This is a genomic window from Breznakiella homolactica, from assembly GCF_016616095.2.
GTDB classification, from domain to species: Bacteria; Spirochaetota; Spirochaetia; order Treponematales; family Breznakiellaceae; genus Breznakiella; species Breznakiella homolactica.
Genome location: NZ_CP067089.2, coordinates 1,622,402 through 1,638,954, shown reverse-complemented (window position 1 = coordinate 1,638,954; position 16,553 = coordinate 1,622,402). Strand labels below are relative to the sequence as shown.

General features: G+C 49.7%; 17 protein-coding genes. 8 read left to right on the top strand and 9 right to left on the bottom strand.

The genetic code is table 11. From position 1 onward, the window contains the following. Positions 1–18: 18 nt before the first annotated feature. A complete protein-coding gene (locus tag JFL75_RS07550) occupies positions 19–594 on the top strand; it encodes a hypothetical protein (protein WP_215626069.1) in 576 nt (191 codons plus the stop codon). 94 nt (positions 595–688) lie between these two features. On the opposite strand, the gene JFL75_RS07545 is transcribed toward JFL75_RS07550, so the two are convergent. After that, entirely contained in the window at positions 689–1,366 is a 678-nt protein-coding gene (locus JFL75_RS07545; protein WP_215626068.1) for a DUF2461 domain-containing protein, read from the bottom strand. A 166-nt stretch (positions 1,367–1,532) separates the two neighbouring features. Between JFL75_RS07545 and JFL75_RS07540 the strand changes: the two genes are divergently transcribed. Next, positions 1,533–2,621 carry a DNA glycosylase AlkZ-like family protein gene (locus tag JFL75_RS07540; protein WP_215626067.1) on the top strand — a complete coding sequence of 363 codons (1,089 nt, stop codon included), beginning with the start codon at positions 1,533–1,535 and terminating at the stop codon, positions 2,619–2,621. Between the two features lie 156 nt (positions 2,622–2,777). Here JFL75_RS07540 and JFL75_RS07535 read toward each other — a convergent pair whose 3' ends face one another. Then, positions 2,778–4,142, bottom strand: a complete 1,365-nt coding sequence (locus JFL75_RS07535; RefSeq protein ID WP_215626066.1) for an MATE family efflux transporter — start codon at positions 4,140–4,142, stop codon at positions 2,778–2,780. Next, the gene (locus JFL75_RS07530; protein ID WP_215626065.1) at positions 4,135–5,016 is read right to left on the bottom strand and encodes a GNAT family N-acetyltransferase; all 882 of its coding nucleotides are present in this window, start codon (positions 5,014–5,016) and stop codon (positions 4,135–4,137) included. The genes JFL75_RS07535 and JFL75_RS07530 overlap by 8 nt, the downstream gene beginning before the upstream one ends. A 145-nt stretch (positions 5,017–5,161) precedes the next feature. Here JFL75_RS07530 and JFL75_RS07525 point away from each other — a divergent pair, with 145 nt between their 5' ends. The 4 genes from JFL75_RS07525 (at position 5,162) to JFL75_RS07510 (ending at position 8,056) form a co-directional block, all read left to right on the top strand. Next, positions 5,162–5,620 (top strand): hypothetical protein, encoded by a 459-nt coding sequence (locus tag JFL75_RS07525; RefSeq protein WP_215626064.1) that lies wholly within the window; start codon positions 5,162–5,164, stop codon positions 5,618–5,620. A 139-nt stretch (positions 5,621–5,759) separates the two neighbouring features. After that, entirely contained in the window at positions 5,760–6,317 is a 558-nt protein-coding gene (locus tag JFL75_RS07520) for a hypothetical protein (RefSeq protein ID WP_215626063.1), read from the top strand. Positions 6,318–6,351: 34 nt separating this feature from the next. Continuing rightward, the gene (locus tag JFL75_RS07515) at positions 6,352–7,089 is read left to right on the top strand and encodes a peptidoglycan-binding domain-containing protein (protein WP_215626062.1); all 738 of its coding nucleotides are present in this window, start codon (positions 6,352–6,354) and stop codon (positions 7,087–7,089) included. Positions 7,090–7,435: 346 nt separating this feature from the next. Further along, complete coding sequence (locus JFL75_RS07510) at positions 7,436–8,056, top strand: NADase-type glycan-binding domain-containing protein (protein ID WP_215626061.1); 621 nt, start codon at positions 7,436–7,438, stop codon at positions 8,054–8,056. Positions 8,057–8,061: 5 nt separating this feature from the next. Here JFL75_RS07510 and JFL75_RS07505 read toward each other — a convergent pair whose 3' ends face one another. Genes JFL75_RS07505 through JFL75_RS07495 form a run of 3 tightly spaced genes read right to left on the bottom strand, consistent with a single transcriptional unit; the run spans position 8,062 to position 9,309 of the window. Beyond that, positions 8,062–8,457, bottom strand: coding sequence for a hypothetical protein (locus JFL75_RS07505; protein WP_215626060.1), 396 nt, complete (start codon positions 8,455–8,457; stop codon positions 8,062–8,064). Continuing rightward, a complete protein-coding gene (locus JFL75_RS07500) occupies positions 8,447–8,953 on the bottom strand; it encodes a hypothetical protein (protein WP_215626059.1) in 507 nt (168 codons plus the stop codon). The genes JFL75_RS07505 and JFL75_RS07500 overlap by 11 nt, the downstream gene beginning before the upstream one ends. Next, positions 8,950–9,309: a hypothetical protein gene (locus tag JFL75_RS07495; RefSeq protein WP_215626058.1), complete on the bottom strand. Its 360-nt coding sequence runs from the start codon at positions 9,307–9,309 to the stop codon at positions 8,950–8,952. Before JFL75_RS07495 ends, JFL75_RS07500 begins: the two co-directional genes overlap by 4 nt. Positions 9,310–9,481: 172 nt before the next feature. Here JFL75_RS07495 and JFL75_RS07490 point away from each other — a divergent pair, with 172 nt between their 5' ends. Both JFL75_RS07490 and JFL75_RS07485 read left to right on the top strand, forming a co-directional pair. Then, complete coding sequence (locus tag JFL75_RS07490; protein ID WP_215626057.1) at positions 9,482–10,099, top strand: class I SAM-dependent methyltransferase; 618 nt, start codon at positions 9,482–9,484, stop codon at positions 10,097–10,099. Between the two features lie 31 nt (positions 10,100–10,130). Beyond that, positions 10,131–11,108, top strand: a complete 978-nt coding sequence (locus tag JFL75_RS07485) for a carboxylesterase family protein (protein ID WP_215626056.1) — start codon at positions 10,131–10,133, stop codon at positions 11,106–11,108. 206 nt (positions 11,109–11,314) lie between these two features. On the opposite strand, the gene JFL75_RS07480 is transcribed toward JFL75_RS07485, so the two are convergent. From JFL75_RS07480 to JFL75_RS07470, 3 genes are all read right to left on the bottom strand, one after another. Then, the gene (locus tag JFL75_RS07480; protein WP_215626055.1) at positions 11,315–12,379 is read right to left on the bottom strand and encodes a hypothetical protein; all 1,065 of its coding nucleotides are present in this window, start codon (positions 12,377–12,379) and stop codon (positions 11,315–11,317) included. Between the two features lie 35 nt (positions 12,380–12,414). Further along, entirely contained in the window at positions 12,415–14,967 is a 2,553-nt protein-coding gene (locus JFL75_RS07475; protein WP_215626054.1) for a helix-turn-helix transcriptional regulator, read from the bottom strand. 107 nt (positions 14,968–15,074) lie between these two features. Beyond that, complete coding sequence (locus tag JFL75_RS07470) at positions 15,075–16,457, bottom strand: MFS transporter (RefSeq protein ID WP_215626053.1); 1,383 nt, start codon at positions 16,455–16,457, stop codon at positions 15,075–15,077. Between the last annotated feature and the right edge of the window lie 96 nt (positions 16,458–16,553).

Genomic DNA, 16,553 nt, shown 5'->3' with positions numbered 1-16,553 from the left:
ATAGAATGAGGAAAATCAATGAATAAACTCATGTTTTACTTTTTTCTATTTTCAGCAGTACATATTTCCGCATCGGATCAATTCCTGTTCCGCGGATTGCCATGGGATTCAACACTTGAAAAGGTTATTGTGGAAGAAGGACTCCCTGATTATAAAGGGTTGATCAATGACGGCACTTCCTACCTGCGATACAACAATAAAAACGTTGGAGAATATGACTCCAGGCTTGAATACTATTTCAAAATGTATGATGGAAAACAATACATTTCTTCGGCCTTATATACCATATCATTTCCTCAGAAAATATCAGTCTTTGATAATCCGGATCCTTCACCTTTTATAAATGTATATCTTGATTTACAGAAAAAACTAACATCGTTGTATGGATATCCTTTTTTGCGGATGGATGCTGGGCCAATAACCGAACCTATTTCTTCTTCAGCGGTATATAACTTTCAGGATGAATTACCATTCGTGACATCTTGGGTAGTTAATACAACTACTGTTTCTTTGTCATTTTATATCATAAATATTTATTATTCCGTGGATCTGCAATTTACAGCTCCGATACCAATACAAAGTGATAACACATAACACTATGTCTTCCGGCAGAGAGGATTTTAAATAAGGCAAATCATTGGCCGCATCACGGTCTATGTAAAATAAATGGAGGTATCTTTTTCTTGTCTTATCCTTCCTTCCAATCCTCGGCGCTGAAGAGAAAATGGTAGACCGGGGCCAGTTTCCTGAAGCCTTCCAGGAGAAAACTACTCAGAGAATCTGAAAAAAGAAGTTTTTTGTCGGCGCACGAAGCGTTAAAAGAGAGTCCCTTCCGGTCCAGCCATTCCCGGAGTTCCTCGGGTTGGTCCGGGTACTTGGACCGTTTATACCGGTCCCCTTCGATATGGAAAGTGTCCTGGGTTTTATATGCTTCAAAAGCATTTTTAAACGCCGGAGTACCTGCGATGATAAGCTTCCTGATCGCCTGCATGGAGGCTGTGGACGCCTGGTAATAACCCATACCGTAGATAAAATTGGCGGGGTTCACTTCAAAGTAAAAAGCCGGGAGTCCATTGTAGAGTTTTTTATCCCGGATAAAGAGAATCCAGCAATTTTCCCGGTACAAGGACTTGTCCCGGGAAAAGCGGACATCCCGGTGTATCCGGGAAATGCACCGGTCAACCTTGGGCTCGGTGATAAACAGGGGGTCGATTTCCAGCATCCCCGGGGTCAGATCAGTCACCAGCTGGGCTAGTGGTTCCAGAACGTACTCCCGGTATTCTCCCCGGTGTTCGTTGAACCAGTCCCGGCTGTCTTCCATCCGGTTTTGGAAAAGAAATTCCAGCGTCTTCTGGGATAAAGCCATAGTATGCCGCCTCCTGATCACGGTTTTTCTCTGTAATACTTGCCTGTTTTCCGTTCGGTTTCTAACTCGGGACGGATATTTCCATCCTGCCGCCATTGGGCAGTAATGGTCAAGGCCCGTTTTCGGCTGGATAATTATCCGCTGTTGTGGTATGAAGTAAACTGCGATGAATACCAAAGACCTTGCCCTGGAACGGCTTTGCCGGAACGGCCTGCTTAACCCCTTTGTTTCTCCGCTGGACTGTATCAGAAACCTGGGCGGTATCCAGTCCCAGTTTCAGCAGTTCGCGGAAGTTTCCATCCGGAACCGCTGTACCCCATCTCCAGCCATACAGGATCTGGCGGAACTGTATCGGAGCCATAGAATAATAAATCTTTGGGGGCAGCGGCATACCCTGCACATGTATACTGCGGAAGACTGGGACCTGGTCTGCCATGTATACCATAACCGTTTTTTCGGCAAGAACTACCGGGACATTTTTCCCAAAGAGTTTGCCGGTATCCTTGAAAACCTGAACCGGGAATGCCGTGACCGGGATCGTATCGCGAAAAAAGATGTCCGTGAAATAACCAACCGCTATATGGAAAACCTCCTTACTGAGAACGACTATTTCGAATACGCTCTGATCCGCCATTGCTGTGTTACGGGGCTCTTTTTTGGCCTGCCCGAGAAGCCCGCCATCAAGACCTTTGTCTTCCACCGTGCTGTCCGGGAGAACCGGTGGGAGAAGGATATAAACCGGGAACTGCCCGCGGTTGGGGAACTCATGGCCCGATATTTTGAATTCTACGGCCCCGCGAGCCTTGAGGATTTCCGCCATTGGGCGGGGCTCACGGCGGGACTATCCAAGAAAGCCCTGGACCTGATCAGGGACCGGCTCTCAGCCCGTACTTTTGACGGAACGGAATACTACTCCCTGGGGGACATTCCGCGGGCGGAGAAGGCTGAATCCGGCGGGCTTTTTCTCCTGGGAAAGTTCGATCCCCTTTTTGTATCCTACCGCCGGAAAGACTGGATCGTTCCGGAGAAGTCCCAGAAGGCGGTCTGGCAGAGCGCCGCCCGGGTGGAGGCGGTGGTCCTGGACGGCACCAAAGCGCTGGGCACCTGGCGGCATTCCATGAAGGGAAAACAGATGGATCTCAGGGTTTTTCCTTTCGGGACTATCAGCGCGGCTTCCCGGAAACGGATTAACCGCAGGGCGGAGGAACTGGCTTTTTTCTGGGGGAAAGAACTGGGTTCAGTTATCGCTGAATAAACACGTCCTGCATTTTTATGATAGTCCGCTTCATAGTCTCCGGCGGTTTCGCGGCTTCCCAAAGCCGTCTTCAAAACTTATGCTGATTGTGTTTTTCTTTTTTCGCCAAAATTCTTTAGGAACAGCTATGGCTGAAATATATCATGTAATGAATTATTAATAGTATTTATATACCCTCCGGTAGCGTCTCACGCAGAACAGGGAAAACACCAGGGTCAGAAATTCCGCCAGGGGAATGGCCAGCCAAATTCCCGTGTCTCCGATCCAGAGAGGCAGGGCAACAATTCCGATAGTCAGAAAACCAAATGTCCGGAGAAAGGATATAGCCGCGGAAACTTTGCCGTTGGACAGGGCGGTAAACAAGGCCGATGCAAAAATATTCAGTCCGCAGAGGAGGAAACCGAATGGCACAATGCGGAACCCTGTCCGGGCAAGGAGGTATACCGGAGTGCCTTCAGCGGAAAAGAAACCCGCCAGGCATGGCCCGCCGCACAGGGAAAGTACGAAGATCACCAATGAGAACAGGGTAATACAGCCCGTGCAGATCCTGAAGATCCGTTTCAGTCCGCCGGTATTTCCGCTGCCGTAGTTGTAGCTTATTACCGGGGAAACCCCCATGGAGAACCCGATATACAGGGTGGTGAGCAGAAACTGGGAATAGATTATGATGGTGATAGCCGCCACCCCGTCTTCCCCCAGGCGGCGCATCATGGCGGCGTTGAAGAGAAAAGTAGTCACCGCAGCTGAGAGCTGGCTCACCATTTCCGAAGAACCGTTGACACAGCTTTCTCCCAGGACCCGGAATCTGAGCCGCGGCCGGACAAAGCGCAGGATTCCGGTCCTATTTCTCAGGAAAAAAATCATTCCCCCAAGAGCGGGGATTGTATATCCCAGGCCGGTGGCAATAGCAGCACCGCGGATACCCATGCCCAGAATTCCCATAAAAAAGAAATCCAGAACCCCGTTGACGGTACCCGCGGCCAGTCCCAGCCCCATACCCAGGCCGGGTCTGCCCGCGGCGACAAAGAAACTTGCGAATACCACCTGAAGCATATTGGCCGGGGAAAAGGCCAGCAGAACCGAAAGATATTCCGCCGCGTAGGGTAGAAGCCGGTCGCTCGCTCCGAGCCCCCGGATAATCTTTTCCAGGAACAGCAGTCCCACAATGGCGATAACCAGGCCGAACAGCCCGGCGGTAAAAACAATCAGGGTAAAATCCTGCCGGGCCTCCCGGTTCCGGCGGTCCCCCATCTTGCGGGCCACGATGGCGCTGCCTCCTGCGGTAAGCATGGTTCCCAGACCCACGATGACATTGATTACCGGGGTCACAATATTTATGGAAGAAAGCGCGTCGGTTCCCACGAAGCGGGAAACAAAAACCGTGTCTACGGTGGTGTACAGCCCGGAAAACACCATCATGCAGATGGTTGGCAGGGCAAAGCGGAGGAGGGACCCCGCGGAAAAATCTTGGGCAAGGGGATTCGCTTCGGAGGTTTTAGTTATGGTTTGAACTTCAGCCATGGAACTGTCTCATATTCCTCGGGCGGCTGGAAATACTGAAGCGCTGCGTAGGATAGCCGAATTCGGTGAGCAGTTCACCCTGGGTAAAGCCCAGCCGTTCCAGCGCTGTCCGGCTGCCACGGTCGGCTTTGTCCCCGGCACGGTAGGTGGTAGTGGTGATGGTGCTCCGGTCCGGGAGCAGTTCATCCATGGTTTTATCGAGAAAAGCCCGGGCGATTCCCCTGCCGCGGCAAAGAGGATGGACACCCAGAAAGCCGATACTCCCGGTATCGCGGAAAAAAATCATGATCCCCGCCGCCCGGCTGCCTTCCTTCAGGATGAATGCCTGTTTCTTGCGGATACAGTATTCTGCGGTCCGGCGGTGTTCATCTTCGTCCAGGAACGGAAAGGCATCCGCCACCAGCCGGACCAGCTCCATCCAGCGGGGAATGTCTTCCTCCAGGGCAAAGGTTATACGCCGTTCGAACGCGGCATCGTCCGGCGGGAACGCGGCGAGATTTTCATCCAGATCAAGGGCCAGCTGCAGGGGATAGAATATCCCGGCTTCCCGGAATCTGTTGGGCGGGTATTTGTACATGGATTTAAAGGCCGCGGAAAATGCCTGCTGGCTTTCGTAGCCGGCCTCGAGCGCGACCCCGATGATAGGCTCATTGGTGAATACCAGGCGTCTGGCTGCCTCGGTGAGTCTGCGGCGCTGGAGGTAGTCCCCGATGGTAACCCCCAGGGTTTCTGAGAAGCATCGGTGGAGATGGTATTTGGAATACCGGAGTCCCCGGGCAATGGTTTCCAGATCCAGTTTTTCCGTAAGGTGGTTTTCAATATATCCGACGGCCGCCCGGACTTTTCCGATATTGTTCATAGTCTTTTGTTCCATTTGCCGCATACTGTACCGTATATTTTTTAATGCGTTTTACGAATTCTTGTGGTTTTGTTTTTTCCAACACCCTGGGAGAATTTCCGTATAATAATATAGGCTGAATAAAAAATACACCCTTATTTGCCACACTAAAGGAATGGTTATGATTTTTATCGGGTTTCTGCTCATTTCGGGAATTTTCCTGCTTTACGCCTGGTTCAGCGGAAATGCGGGATTTTTTATCAATCCGGATTCCATGCCCATAAGTCCGGCGGCGGTGCTGCTCTTTTCGGTTTTCAGTTTCCGCTGGAAAGAATTTGTCCGGGGACTCAGGACAATGTTTCTATTTTCACTGAAAAAGTTTGAAGGTTCCGGCGGAACCGCCCGGCACTACCGGTCTCTGATATGGGTATCCCTCACCGCCGGGCTCGTGTCCACGGCCCAGGGATTGTTTTCGTATTTTCTTACGGTCCGGGATAATCCCCAGGCGGCAGTCGAAATAAGCGCATCCACAGCGTTCTGCTACGCCGGATTCAGCACCGTATACGGACTGATGCTCAGCGTATTTCTGCTGTATCCGGTATACCTGCTTCACCGGGAAAAATCCGGTACGCGGGATTGATATTCTGCGCTGCCGGAAAAGCCGGAATGTTTTTCTATGCACCAGGCGGGCGCTATGGTATACTGGCGTTGATCGAATAGGTTCGGTGACGCCGGGAGATTGCGGAACCTTTGATTACCACCTGAAGGAAACACGGCTGATGAAAAAACTATGGCTTTGTATAAGCGTGGTTTTTGTAACAGTAAATTTATTCTCATTGTCATACAGTCCTGATTATAAACGGGAAGGTCTCGAATTCGATCTCGATATAGCCTATGGCAGTGTATTGGGTTCCGGCAAAATATTTGATTCTGACAATCAGATTATTTACATGAACATGGATACGACAATGCTTCATTCGCCGAATATGTATTTAAGCTTAGGTCTGTCAGCCTTATTTTCATTAAACAGAAATATATTTGATCTGTATTTTGACGGCGGAATAACACTGTATCCGTTTAAGCAAATATTCAGCCTAACATTTGGGTTCGGGATGGGGGGATCCTATATACTGTTTCTCAATCATTTCCCGTATCTGCTTAGCGCCAAAGCAAATTTCGATATTCCGATATATAAAAAAAATTATCTGACGATCGGATTCGGAATACTGCATCGGAACGCGGTAAAAATTATTGATTATCTGAATCTAAACAGTGATTATTATGGAATTTATAACGCGTATTTTTTTGAAATAGGATACAGGATAATTATAAAATAAACAGCCGATTGGATAATAAAGAAGTGAGTAAAAAATGTTGAAATATGGCTTTGCCTTTCTTTTTTTTAACGCGGCCTTTTTACTTTTTTCTCAGGGCTATTCACGGACAATCGAACTTACGAATCATAGAATGTACGGATCCGATATTCTTAAACTCCAGCGGAAGCTGGTTGAATACGGTTTTACTGAAATTGGTGAAATCGATGGATACTATGGCCCGTTAACGGCGAATGTGATTTCGAAAATACAGTTCTTTCTGGGCTTTGAACCCAATGGAAAAGTGGAAAAGAAATTATGGGATTCACTTTTCAGCGAGCCAAACAAGGAACTGCTTGAGAAAATACAATTAGTATCAGGCTATGATCAGAATGTACTGAGAAAAATATCTGAAAGCCGGATGGGATATTCAACAGAAGGCGGTTATATAGATACCTATTTTGACGGGAACACAGCCCGGAAAACAGATTTATTTTTATTCGGTGAGATGGGAAAGGCAGAATACTGCCTGTATTATTTTGATTCTGATGCTTTCTTTATTATAGAAAAAAAATATTATTATCATATGCCCGAAACCGATGAAGAAATGGAAGGTTATACATCATTATACCAATATCTTTTTTCAGAGGAAAATCTCAGGAAAACAATAATGGAGAGTACAATATATTATAAAGATCAAAATGGTCTGTTTCAAATCAATGAAGGAAATCTCGAGGAGACATCTTTTGATCTCAATTGGCTTATGCGTATGGTGGAACATAATAATGATGCGTAAAAAAGCGTGCTCCATGTTTTTTACTGTCCGTCAGGAGGAACCGGCAAATATGAAAAGATATTTTTTTGCTATACTGTTTTTTTCTTTTTCCGCTGCTGTTTATTCCCAGGTTACTATTCCGGATTTTGTAAAAACTTACGGTGAAGACGGATTTTATTTCTTCGGCCATAATAATAGGCTGTATGAATGCAATGATTGGATTAAAAAATACCGGGATATAACAGATCTGTGTTTTCTTGATAATAACGGCTATTTAAAAATCAGCTATAAAACCGGCGAAACGTCATATTTTATTTTAAAAGAGACCGAGTACTATTTATTGCTGGCCCCGAGGCAGTATTTTATTATGGATGATAATAGCTGGATAGATTACTATAAAACACAAAGTGAACCGCCCTACGGATACAGCAATACCTTTATAAAAAACAGCAGTTCCACTGTTTTTTTATGTGAAGACGGGAGCGAATATTCCGCGGATAATTTTTCAAGGAAATTTTTCGCGTCCGACAGAACCTTTATGTATAATTATTGGTTTAATTCACCGCCGCTTGCTGTTTCCGCCGATCAGCTGGGACAGTTTGAAATAACCATCGATTTTGAGCATGATGTTGAAGGGATTCTGTTCTTAAATGGATTTGTTGATTTTAAGCGGCCGCATTTATATCAAAATAACAGAAGAGTCCGGGAACTGGCAATTGCGGATAAACACGGAAACTTTTCAATAACTAAGTTTGTGGATGACAGAATTCAATTTCAGGAAATACAATTCCCCCAAATGACAGATGGAATAAAAATACGGGTACAATCATATTTTGAGGGAAATAAATACACCGATATATGCATAAGCTCAATCACGCCGGTATTTTCCGATGAAATGAAACGGAAGGCCCGAATCTTTCCTATTGACCCGGATTATGGCGAAATACTTGAGAAGATACGTACCGGTGAGTATACGGAAATAAAGTAAGCCCGTTATACATCCAGAAAGGGCACCACCATGGAAATAATTCCGGTAACCAGAATAACCGTCACAAAGAGATTGTACCGCAGCTTATAATGGGTAAGAAGGCTCTCGTCGTAGTATTGTGCAACACCATTATCCTTGTACATGGCGATGAGTCCTTTGATAAGCTTGCCGCTGGCCTGACGTCCCCGGATAAGTCCTATCTCCGCTACCACACACACTACGATGGTCAGAACCACAAACGCAAGCATGATGAGGGTGTTGTCGCCTCCGGAATTGGCCAGGGCGGCGTTGATGGCCAGGGTAAGAAAATTAATGATAATCGCCGTAATAATAAAAATCGTATCGGTCCGGGCGTTAATCCGAAGTTCATCCAGGATATGTTCGTGTACCTTATCTATCATGCGGGGTATCCTCCCTGTTTAGTTTAATAAAGATGAAAACCATGGCCAGGACAGCTGCCGCTCCCAGGAGCGCCGCAGTCCGGGACCAGAAATACCGGGGCGGTTTAATCTCAAGCCAGAAACTCCGGCCCACCGTGGCTCCGCCCGCCGCCACGCCGAGCCTCAGACAGCCGGATCCGGAGAAGTACCGGGACCGGATAGCCGTAACCTCCAGGTCGATCACCGCGGTTTCACCAGGATCAAGATGCTGAATACGGGTTCGGTCCGGAACCATGGTAAAGTCATCGGACTCTCCCGGTAGAATTTCCAGGTGTTCCAGCGGCTGTTCTTCGTTGTTTGTTACACTTAACCGGAATACCCGGGGGTCACCGGAATACACCCTGAGGGGATAACCCAGGCTTAAGGACACTTCCAGTTCATCCGCCGCGTATGCCGCCGCGCAGACGAACGGGAACAGCACCATCACCGTAAATAACTTCATCCTTGTTGTTTTCATTCTTTCTCCGAAAGGCCTGGAATCGAAGCGAGCCAGGCAAAGGCTTCATCCAGGTTGTAGTCACCCCGGTGGCCGCGGTTCCGCGCCGGCTGGTAATCCGCGGAGTATCCTTGATTTACCAGTTTGGTGCAGATATTCAGGTACTGGTAGGGCCTGTCTTCCGCATTGGGTACAAAGAAGATGTTTTTATATGCCCGGTATCTGAGACTGGCGCCGTCCGGAAAGGTTACGGTTTTTTCCGTAAACCCTTCGGTATCAAAACGCAGAGCAACCTCTTCTGGAGAAGCGGGGGATGAGGAGCAGGCCAGTATAAAAATCGCCAGGACACTTAGGAAACAGGGTGATTTTTTTTTCATAACGCTCTCCATTTTGAAGAATGTATCCGGTTTAACTATACACGATTTTGAGAACCTCTGCTAATCCCGAAAAATCCTGTTGGAAATGGCCCTCGGAGATGAATCCCTGAATATCTGGTACAAATGGCAGCCACCCCCGGTTTTTTTAAGTGAACTATTATACAATATAATTATGAAGAAAACCTTTATCAAATATGTTGCGGAGCAATTCGCCCGGCCGGAAGGAATCGGCGGGACGGTATCAACATTTATTATGAACCGAATGAACCGGAAACAATACCAGGCGGTTTCCGGGAACATCCATATAAAACCGGACGAAACAATTTTGGATATTGGCTTCGGCAACGGATATATGATTAAAAAACTTAATGAGCTGCGTCCCCGCAGAATCTACGGTATCGAAATATCCGAAGACATGGTGCGGAAAGGCCGGAAGAAATTTATGGACGCCGCCAATGTAACGGTGTTAAAAGCCGATATCGCAGAGCTTCCCATGGAAGATAGAACAATTGATAAAATATATACGATTAATACCTGCTACTTCTGGAATGACGCCGGAAAAAGTTTCTCCGAAATAAAACGGGTCCTCAGGGAAAACGGACTGTTTCTCAACGCGTTTTATACCAAGAACTGGCTGGATACACTGGAATATACAAACCACGGATTTAAAAAATACACTCTTGAGGAGCTGGCAGAAATGACCGGAAGATACGGTTTTCGTGTCAAAGATATTATTGAAATTAGTACGGAAAAGTCGTACTGCATTGTCGCGGAAAAAATATCGGCATAGTTTTTAATTAAAAAAGCTGCGGGAGGATTGTATGAAACGAAGGGTATTTTTTTTATTAATTGTTTTTGAAACAATTCTGATGATTGCCGGGTGTTCCACGGCGGAAACCGCGCGGCGGTCCGGCGGCTGGGATGCGTCCTACGGAGGCGCGGATAAAAGCTTTGATACCGGACTGCTGGTTCTGCGGGAGCGGATAGCTCCAAAATTCAATCAATTCAGCTTCAGTGACGCGGTAACCGGCCGGACCCTTGCCTATAACCTTTTTATACCTGAAAGTTATGACGGGACCAAAAGCTATCCTCTGGTGATTTTCCTCCATGACGCAAGCTGTGTCGGGAAACGGGTTGAAGCCCCGCTGATGCAGGGTTACGGAGCTATCATATGGGCAGCCGAAGAAAGCCAGTCGCAGAATCCTGCCTTTGTGCTTGCTCCCGCGTATGCCGGACCCGATCCTGTCACCAATGACGACTGGCAGGTCTCACCGGAACTGGATATGACCCTTCGCCTTCTGGATTCCATTGTCACTCAGTACCGTATCGATAAAAACCGGATGTATATTACCGGCCAGTCCATGGGCTGTATGATGTCTTTTTATATCAATGCGAACCATCCGGATTTATTCGCCGCGGCCATGTATGTGGGAGGGCAGTGGGATACCGCCGTACTGCGTCCGCTGGCGGACACAAAGTTCTTCTATATCGTATCCGAAGCCGACCCAAAGGCTTCCGCGGGAATGGATGCCTTGGAGGCTATGCTTGAAAAATCCGGCGCCGCGTTTGGAGAAACACAGTTTTCCGCCCGTCTCCCGGGGGAGGAACAGGAACAGTATGTCCGAGGGCTGATCCGCCGGGGGGAGAATATAAATTTTATCCGTTTCGATAAAGGTACTGTTTTGCCGGAGAGGTTTGCCTCAGACAAGCCTGAGGCTTTCGTTGAACACATGTACTCCTTTGACCACGCCTATAAACTAAAGGCCGCCAGAGACTGGCTGTTTCAGCAAACAAAGTAACCGCGGCCGGTTTATTAGCTAGGAATAGTATGCCCGTATCCGATCCGCCGTTTCCTCCGGGGTTATGCCGGAGGAAACGGTCCGCCGGCCCAGCCTGGGGGTTTCCCGGAGAAAGGCCTCAGTATACTTTTCCCATAAATCCGGGACAAACTGTTTCGTATTCGGTTTGGTTTGTCGCGTTTGGCATAAAAATTTTCGTTTGGTTTTTATTTCCGGTAAGCGGTTAGACTCTCCTCGTATTGTTCCGCCTGGGGGATAATCGCGGAGATCCACTCCGGGGGGCATTCCGTATTGTTTTCTTTAATATAACCCAGGAGAGGGATAATCTGTCCGCCGTATTCCACAAAGGGCATTACCAGTCCGCTGGCTGCCGCCACATGGTAGGCTCTGATAAAATGGGACTCTGCCTGCTTGACATCTCCGGCTTGGAACCAGTGTATACAGAGGAATATATCCATATAATACTGCCGCATTGTGTAGACTCCCTCATAGCGCTGCTTCGCATAGACCGCGAAAGGCTTCTCCGACGGACTCAGGAGGGAAAGTCCATGCCGCAATGCCGCCCGGCGGTCATCCAGAACCGGCTGGGATCCTCCCCCGGGGGCCGGGCAGAATCGGGGGCTGTCTCCGCTCCAGCCGGTGGTAATATTGGCCCATTCCCGGATTTCCCGGTATGGACCGATGCATTCGGGATGCATTCTGACGGCCCGTACAATATCAAGCATACATCGTTCAGCTTTGTCCGGTGCGCCGGTAGCTAGATAACAGCGGTACAGTACAAACTGAGCCATAAGGGACTCCCCATAGTGCTTCCGGGTACGTTTATACTGTTCTTCCGCCAACGCCATAGCTAAATCGAAATCTCCGAGAAAATAATGGATTTCACTTTCCATCTGCCGGGCCATGCCGCCGCCTTCCTCGCCGTACCGGCGTGTTAGAATTTTCCGGGCCCGGGGAAGAAGCCGTAAAAACTGCCGAATCCCGCCGTTGGTTTCCCTGAATACCACAAACCGGTTGGGACTGTCCGGCCGCCACGGTCTGCTCAGGCAGGGGAACCAGGGCATTCCGTCCAGGGCATCGGCTTTTTCCAGATCCTGGATACAGGTATCGTCTCCGGCAAAGAGTCTGATCTGCCCTCTCATGGCGTAGGCGTTTAGAATTCCCTCAGAGAGGGATCCTGGGGACAGTTTGTCAAATAGTTCCGAAAAAGCGGAAAACTGGTATTCTGCCGCATTATGGTACAGTGTTTTTACAGTACTGCCATTGTCCATAGATAGTATTCCTCCAAGTTTTTTAATAGAATAAATTATTGTTCATTGAATTCCGGGGTATCGATATAACCATTCAGAATGGCTATGGATACGGCTTCCGCCCTGTTTGACGCGTCCAGCTTATTGTAGATCGTCCGTATAAAGGACTTTACCGTGTTGACGGAAATAGAATACACTACGGCGATTTCCTCCCGGGTGAGCCCCCGGGAAAGATCCCGGAGGATCTCCTCTTCCCGGCGTGTCAGAGGATTGGGTCTGCCCGTTTTCACCGTACTTTGTTTCCGGTAGGAAGCCCTGACCGCTGCTGCACGCCTGGCAAACGCACCGGCCTGTTCGTCGATATGGTCCAGCCACTGGCGGTCAAAGGCGTACTCCCGCTGCTCCCGGGCCAGACTGATCAGCGGCAGCATGAAGTGTTCAGCCTCAATAAACAGGGTGGTGAGATTATTGCGGTACGCCATATCGTAGGCGGTCCACAGCGCTTCCATGGCGGCACCGGGTTTTTCCATCTGGCAGTACCCGATGGCGCGCATGATGAACAGGGCTATCCTGTCCTGCCAGATTCCCTGGGTGAGGAACAGTCCTTTGGGGTACTCCAGCATCCCCACCAGCTTGGCGTATTCCTCCCGGGCAATAAGGAAATTGGCATATACAATCTGGGTCCGTCCATAGGCAAGCATCGGATGTTCTGACTCGTTGATTGTCAGAATAGCTTTGGGGATTTTTTTAAAGTCCCGGAGTTTGATGTAATACCACGCCAGGGCGGTATCGCGGATTTCCTTCAGAGCGTTCAGTTCATACCGTTCCGCATAGTCTGTAATACTCTGGATATGGTCCTGGAGTTTTTCGGAATCTCCCCTGATATAGGCAGTCCGGGCGAGAATACAGAATCCGTTGCACACCAGATCGTGCTGGGCACTGGCCTCCGCTTTGTAAATTCCCCGGTAAGCGTGCTGCTGCGCGGCATCCAGTTCATAGGAAAGGTATGATGCTTCGGCTGAAAAAATATATTCCATACCGCTGAGACCTCCGGCCAGAACCCGGGATGCCCAGGGAACGCCGTAATGCACCGCCTGCTCCATCCGTTCCCGGGCCCCGGGCTGGTTGTCCGCCATGGAAAAATTATGGTTGTTCAGGTTGAGCAGCTTGTTTTTATTTTTGAAATTTGTCCCCGCCGGGAGGTAACCCGATGCTTTTTTATAATAGTCCCCGAAGTCCTCACGGGTTTCCATCATGTGGAGGGATCCCAAAGACGCGTACACATCTCCCAGGAGGCTGAGGGCTTCAGGGGTGTCTTGGGCCAGAAGCCGCTGTTCCAGACCCAGGAGCAGGGACTCGGTTTTTTCCAGTTCCAGGGTGTTCAGATGCACCAGCGCCCGGAGATAATCCGCTACGGGAAAATTCCGCTGCTCCTCCGGGGTCAGGAGGTCCAGGTGTTCCAGGAAGAAGTCCGCGTTCCCCATGGTAATGCCGTGCTGGGTCCGGGCACAGTCACACATGGCCGTAAGCATCCCCTGATGGTCTCCGCATTTCCTGAAGCAGGCAATAGCCGGTATGGCATCCCCCGCGGCGGCGTAGTATTCCGCGGCCTGCCGCCATACCTGTGTTTGTTCTCCGGAACTGAGGAGATGCGTTTTGCCCTGAAGAAAGAGGCAGTATAAATAGTGAAAGAAAAACCGTCCCGTGGCAGGTTCATTGATAATAAACGCGTGGCCTGCGGCTGCCTCCAGATCCGCCGGATCCCCTTCGTAAAGATCAGCCATAAGTTCCCGGGTAAAGGAATGCAGCAGGGACAGTCCCGCAAACAGTTTCTGCTGGGGCCGGGAATAAGCGGAAAAAAAGCGTTCCTCGAACATAGAAGAAATCCGCCGGTGTGTTAGGACTCCGTCATCGTTTTGTGAGCCGGGGATGGCTGCGGGATTCAGGGCCAGAATATGCAGCGGCAGTGGCCAGCCTTCGGTATAACCTTCGATGCGGTGCAGTTCCTCAGGGCCCAGAGAAACTCCGTGCATTCTGTAGAGTTCGGCTATTTCCTCTGCGGTGAAGCGCAGGTTTTCTCCGGTAATAACAAACCGGCGGCCGCTCATAAGCGGGAGGAACTGTATGCTTGATGGAACGTTGGATACCAGAACCAGCCGGAAGTTTTCCGGTTCCAGTTCCGTAAGCATCCGGAAGAAGGTTTTCATCCCCGGACTGTTGATTTCGCCGAAGTCATCCAAAACCCAAATCACCGGGCCTTCCCCGCTGATTTCTTTGGAAAGGACATTGTGAAAAACAATGAATTTTGATGGTGTATCGGGAAATTCCAGGGTCCGCAGGCGTTTAGCCAGCGCCGGAAAATCCCTTTCAAGACCCTGCCTCAGATGGGCCCAGAAATGAGTATACAAATTGTCCAGGCTGCCCAGGCGAAGCCAGAGAGTCCTGGCATTGCTTTGGGAAAGGTACTCAGCCATGGCCTGAGTTTTACCGTATCCCGGGGCAGCCAAAAGTATCAGGAGCGGATACTCCAGCCCCTGCTGGATGAGTGACTGCACCCGCGGCCGGCGGAGCATTCCCTGGTACAGCGGCAGATGGCTTTGGGGCGCCATAACGGTATGACCCTTTGGAAAAAAGTGTACCATGCCTGATGGGATACCACAATCAGAGTTTTTTTTCCGCAGTAACCTGGGAGGTGATTCTCCTGAGGGCCGTTCCATCATAATGAAGACTCCGCTTCCTGAGCAGTTCCGCTGAGATGCTGCGGAAGAACCGGCCTTTTTGAGTCTTTTCCCTCAAAGGAATACATCGAAAGGATGGCGAAGAGTCCGCTCAGCAGCAGGACAAAGACGGGTATTACCGTGAATCCAATGGATATCCCCAGCAGGGTTTTGCTAGTCTGGACGGTATTGGGGCTATACGCCGTGACTGAGAGGATGATGGCAAGGAGCGCGCTGGCTGAAGAACTGCCGATCCGGGAAGCCACGCCCAGAAAAGAATTAACCACCCCTCCGAAGGATTTTCCGTGTTTTGCCGAAAGTGCCTCGGACATATCGGCCATGGACGAAAAAGCCAAATTTACCGGAAAGGCGCTTGCCATACCGAATATGCAGTTCGCCCCTATGAGCAGAACCGGGGAGTTCCCGGAAAACCCGATCCCTACCATGGCCAGGGCGGACACGATGCTTCCGCCGGCCATCAGGATCCAGCTGCTGACCCGTCCGGACAAATACAGAACCAAGGGCTGCACCAATAAGGACATGGCGATGGAACTGGTCAGAAACAGGGAAGTAAGATCCTGCCGGTTAATGTTGTATTTAAGGTAATAAATACCAGCCTGTATCTTAAAGGCCGTGGCCGCGTCAATGCAGAGGTACATGCAGAGAAGAAAGACAATAGGCTTTTCCCGCAGCGCCAGTGCAATCGCCCGGCAGCCGGAGAAACCGTCACCAGGACGGGATTCCGTTGAGACGGCATAGGTCCCCTCCCTGAGTTTCCGGCCCCCCAGGATCAGCGCCGCGAGAACCACGGCGGCAAAGAGGACTGCCATCCGGAAGTACCCTGTCTGTTCCGACCCGCTGCCGAGAATCCGGACCAGCTTTAGAGCGGAAATAGAAACAACCAGGGTTGCGATAATACAGCCGGCTATTTTCCAGGTATTGCAGGCGGAACGGTTTTTCCTGCTGCCGAAGGAGGAAAGCATGGGAAGACTGGAGGTTTCAACAAAACTGAAGCACAGGGTAAACCCCAGGTAGACCAAAAGACACCAGAGTATCCGCGCGGTACCGCCAAAGGGGACAGCCGCAAACATCAGCACGAAGGCAGCGCACATAGGTACGGCCCAGTACAGAATGTATCCGCGGTATTTTCCGAACCTGGTGGTCCGGCGGTCCATGTAATGGCCCAGAAAAGGATCGATGACACCGTCAAAGAGACGGGCTGAGAAGAGGATTCCGCTGACCGCCGCGGCCGGCAGGAGCAGGACATCGGTGTAGTAGTACATGAGCAGCATGCTCACGGTCATGCCCAGCAGGCTGAAACCAAAATTAATAGCAGAGTAGGCTAGGCGGCTCTGCCAGGCACTGCCTGCCGCTGTATTCATGTTTTACCCTCCGGAAGCCCGCGATTTTACCTATTGTAGTAGGCCCTTTGCAGGATTTCACCACCCGTACGGATAAAAAAATACATAAAACCTGAT

Bases quoted from the DNA above. Each gene is read 5' to 3' on its own strand.
- JFL75_RS07535 (WP_215626066.1), bottom strand. From the start codon at position 4,142: ATGGCTGAAGTTCAAACCATAACTAAAACCTCCGAAGCGAATCCCCTT.
- JFL75_RS07550 (WP_215626069.1), top strand. From the start codon at position 19: ATGAATAAACTCATGTTTTACTTTTTTCTATTTTCAGCAGTACATATT.
- JFL75_RS07475 (WP_215626054.1), bottom strand. From the start codon at position 14,967: ATGGCGCCCCAAAGCCATCTGCCGCTGTACCAGGGAATGCTCCGCCGG.
- JFL75_RS07490 (WP_215626057.1), top strand. From the start codon at position 9,482: ATGAAGAAAACCTTTATCAAATATGTTGCGGAGCAATTCGCCCGGCCG.
- JFL75_RS07530 (WP_215626065.1), bottom strand. From the start codon at position 5,016: ATGGAACAAAAGACTATGAACAATATCGGAAAAGTCCGGGCGGCCGTC.
- JFL75_RS07525 (WP_215626064.1), top strand. From the start codon at position 5,162: ATGATTTTTATCGGGTTTCTGCTCATTTCGGGAATTTTCCTGCTTTAC.
- JFL75_RS07500 (WP_215626059.1), bottom strand. From the start codon at position 8,953: ATGAAAACAACAAGGATGAAGTTATTTACGGTGATGGTGCTGTTCCCG.
- JFL75_RS07505 (WP_215626060.1), bottom strand. From the start codon at position 8,457: ATGATAGATAAGGTACACGAACATATCCTGGATGAACTTCGGATTAAC.
- JFL75_RS07515 (WP_215626062.1), top strand. From the start codon at position 6,352: ATGTTGAAATATGGCTTTGCCTTTCTTTTTTTTAACGCGGCCTTTTTA.
- JFL75_RS07470 (WP_215626053.1), bottom strand. From the start codon at position 16,457: ATGAATACAGCGGCAGGCAGTGCCTGGCAGAGCCGCCTAGCCTACTCT.
- JFL75_RS07485 (WP_215626056.1), top strand. From the start codon at position 10,131: ATGAAACGAAGGGTATTTTTTTTATTAATTGTTTTTGAAACAATTCTG.
- JFL75_RS07545 (WP_215626068.1), bottom strand. From the start codon at position 1,366: ATGGCTTTATCCCAGAAGACGCTGGAATTTCTTTTCCAAAACCGGATG.
- JFL75_RS07495 (WP_215626058.1), bottom strand. From the start codon at position 9,309: ATGAAAAAAAAATCACCCTGTTTCCTAAGTGTCCTGGCGATTTTTATA.
- JFL75_RS07510 (WP_215626061.1), top strand. From the start codon at position 7,436: ATGGATGATAATAGCTGGATAGATTACTATAAAACACAAAGTGAACCG.
- JFL75_RS07540 (WP_215626067.1), top strand. From the start codon at position 1,533: ATGAATACCAAAGACCTTGCCCTGGAACGGCTTTGCCGGAACGGCCTG.
- JFL75_RS07480 (WP_215626055.1), bottom strand. From the start codon at position 12,379: ATGGACAATGGCAGTACTGTAAAAACACTGTACCATAATGCGGCAGAA.
- JFL75_RS07520 (WP_215626063.1), top strand. From the start codon at position 5,760: ATGAAAAAACTATGGCTTTGTATAAGCGTGGTTTTTGTAACAGTAAAT.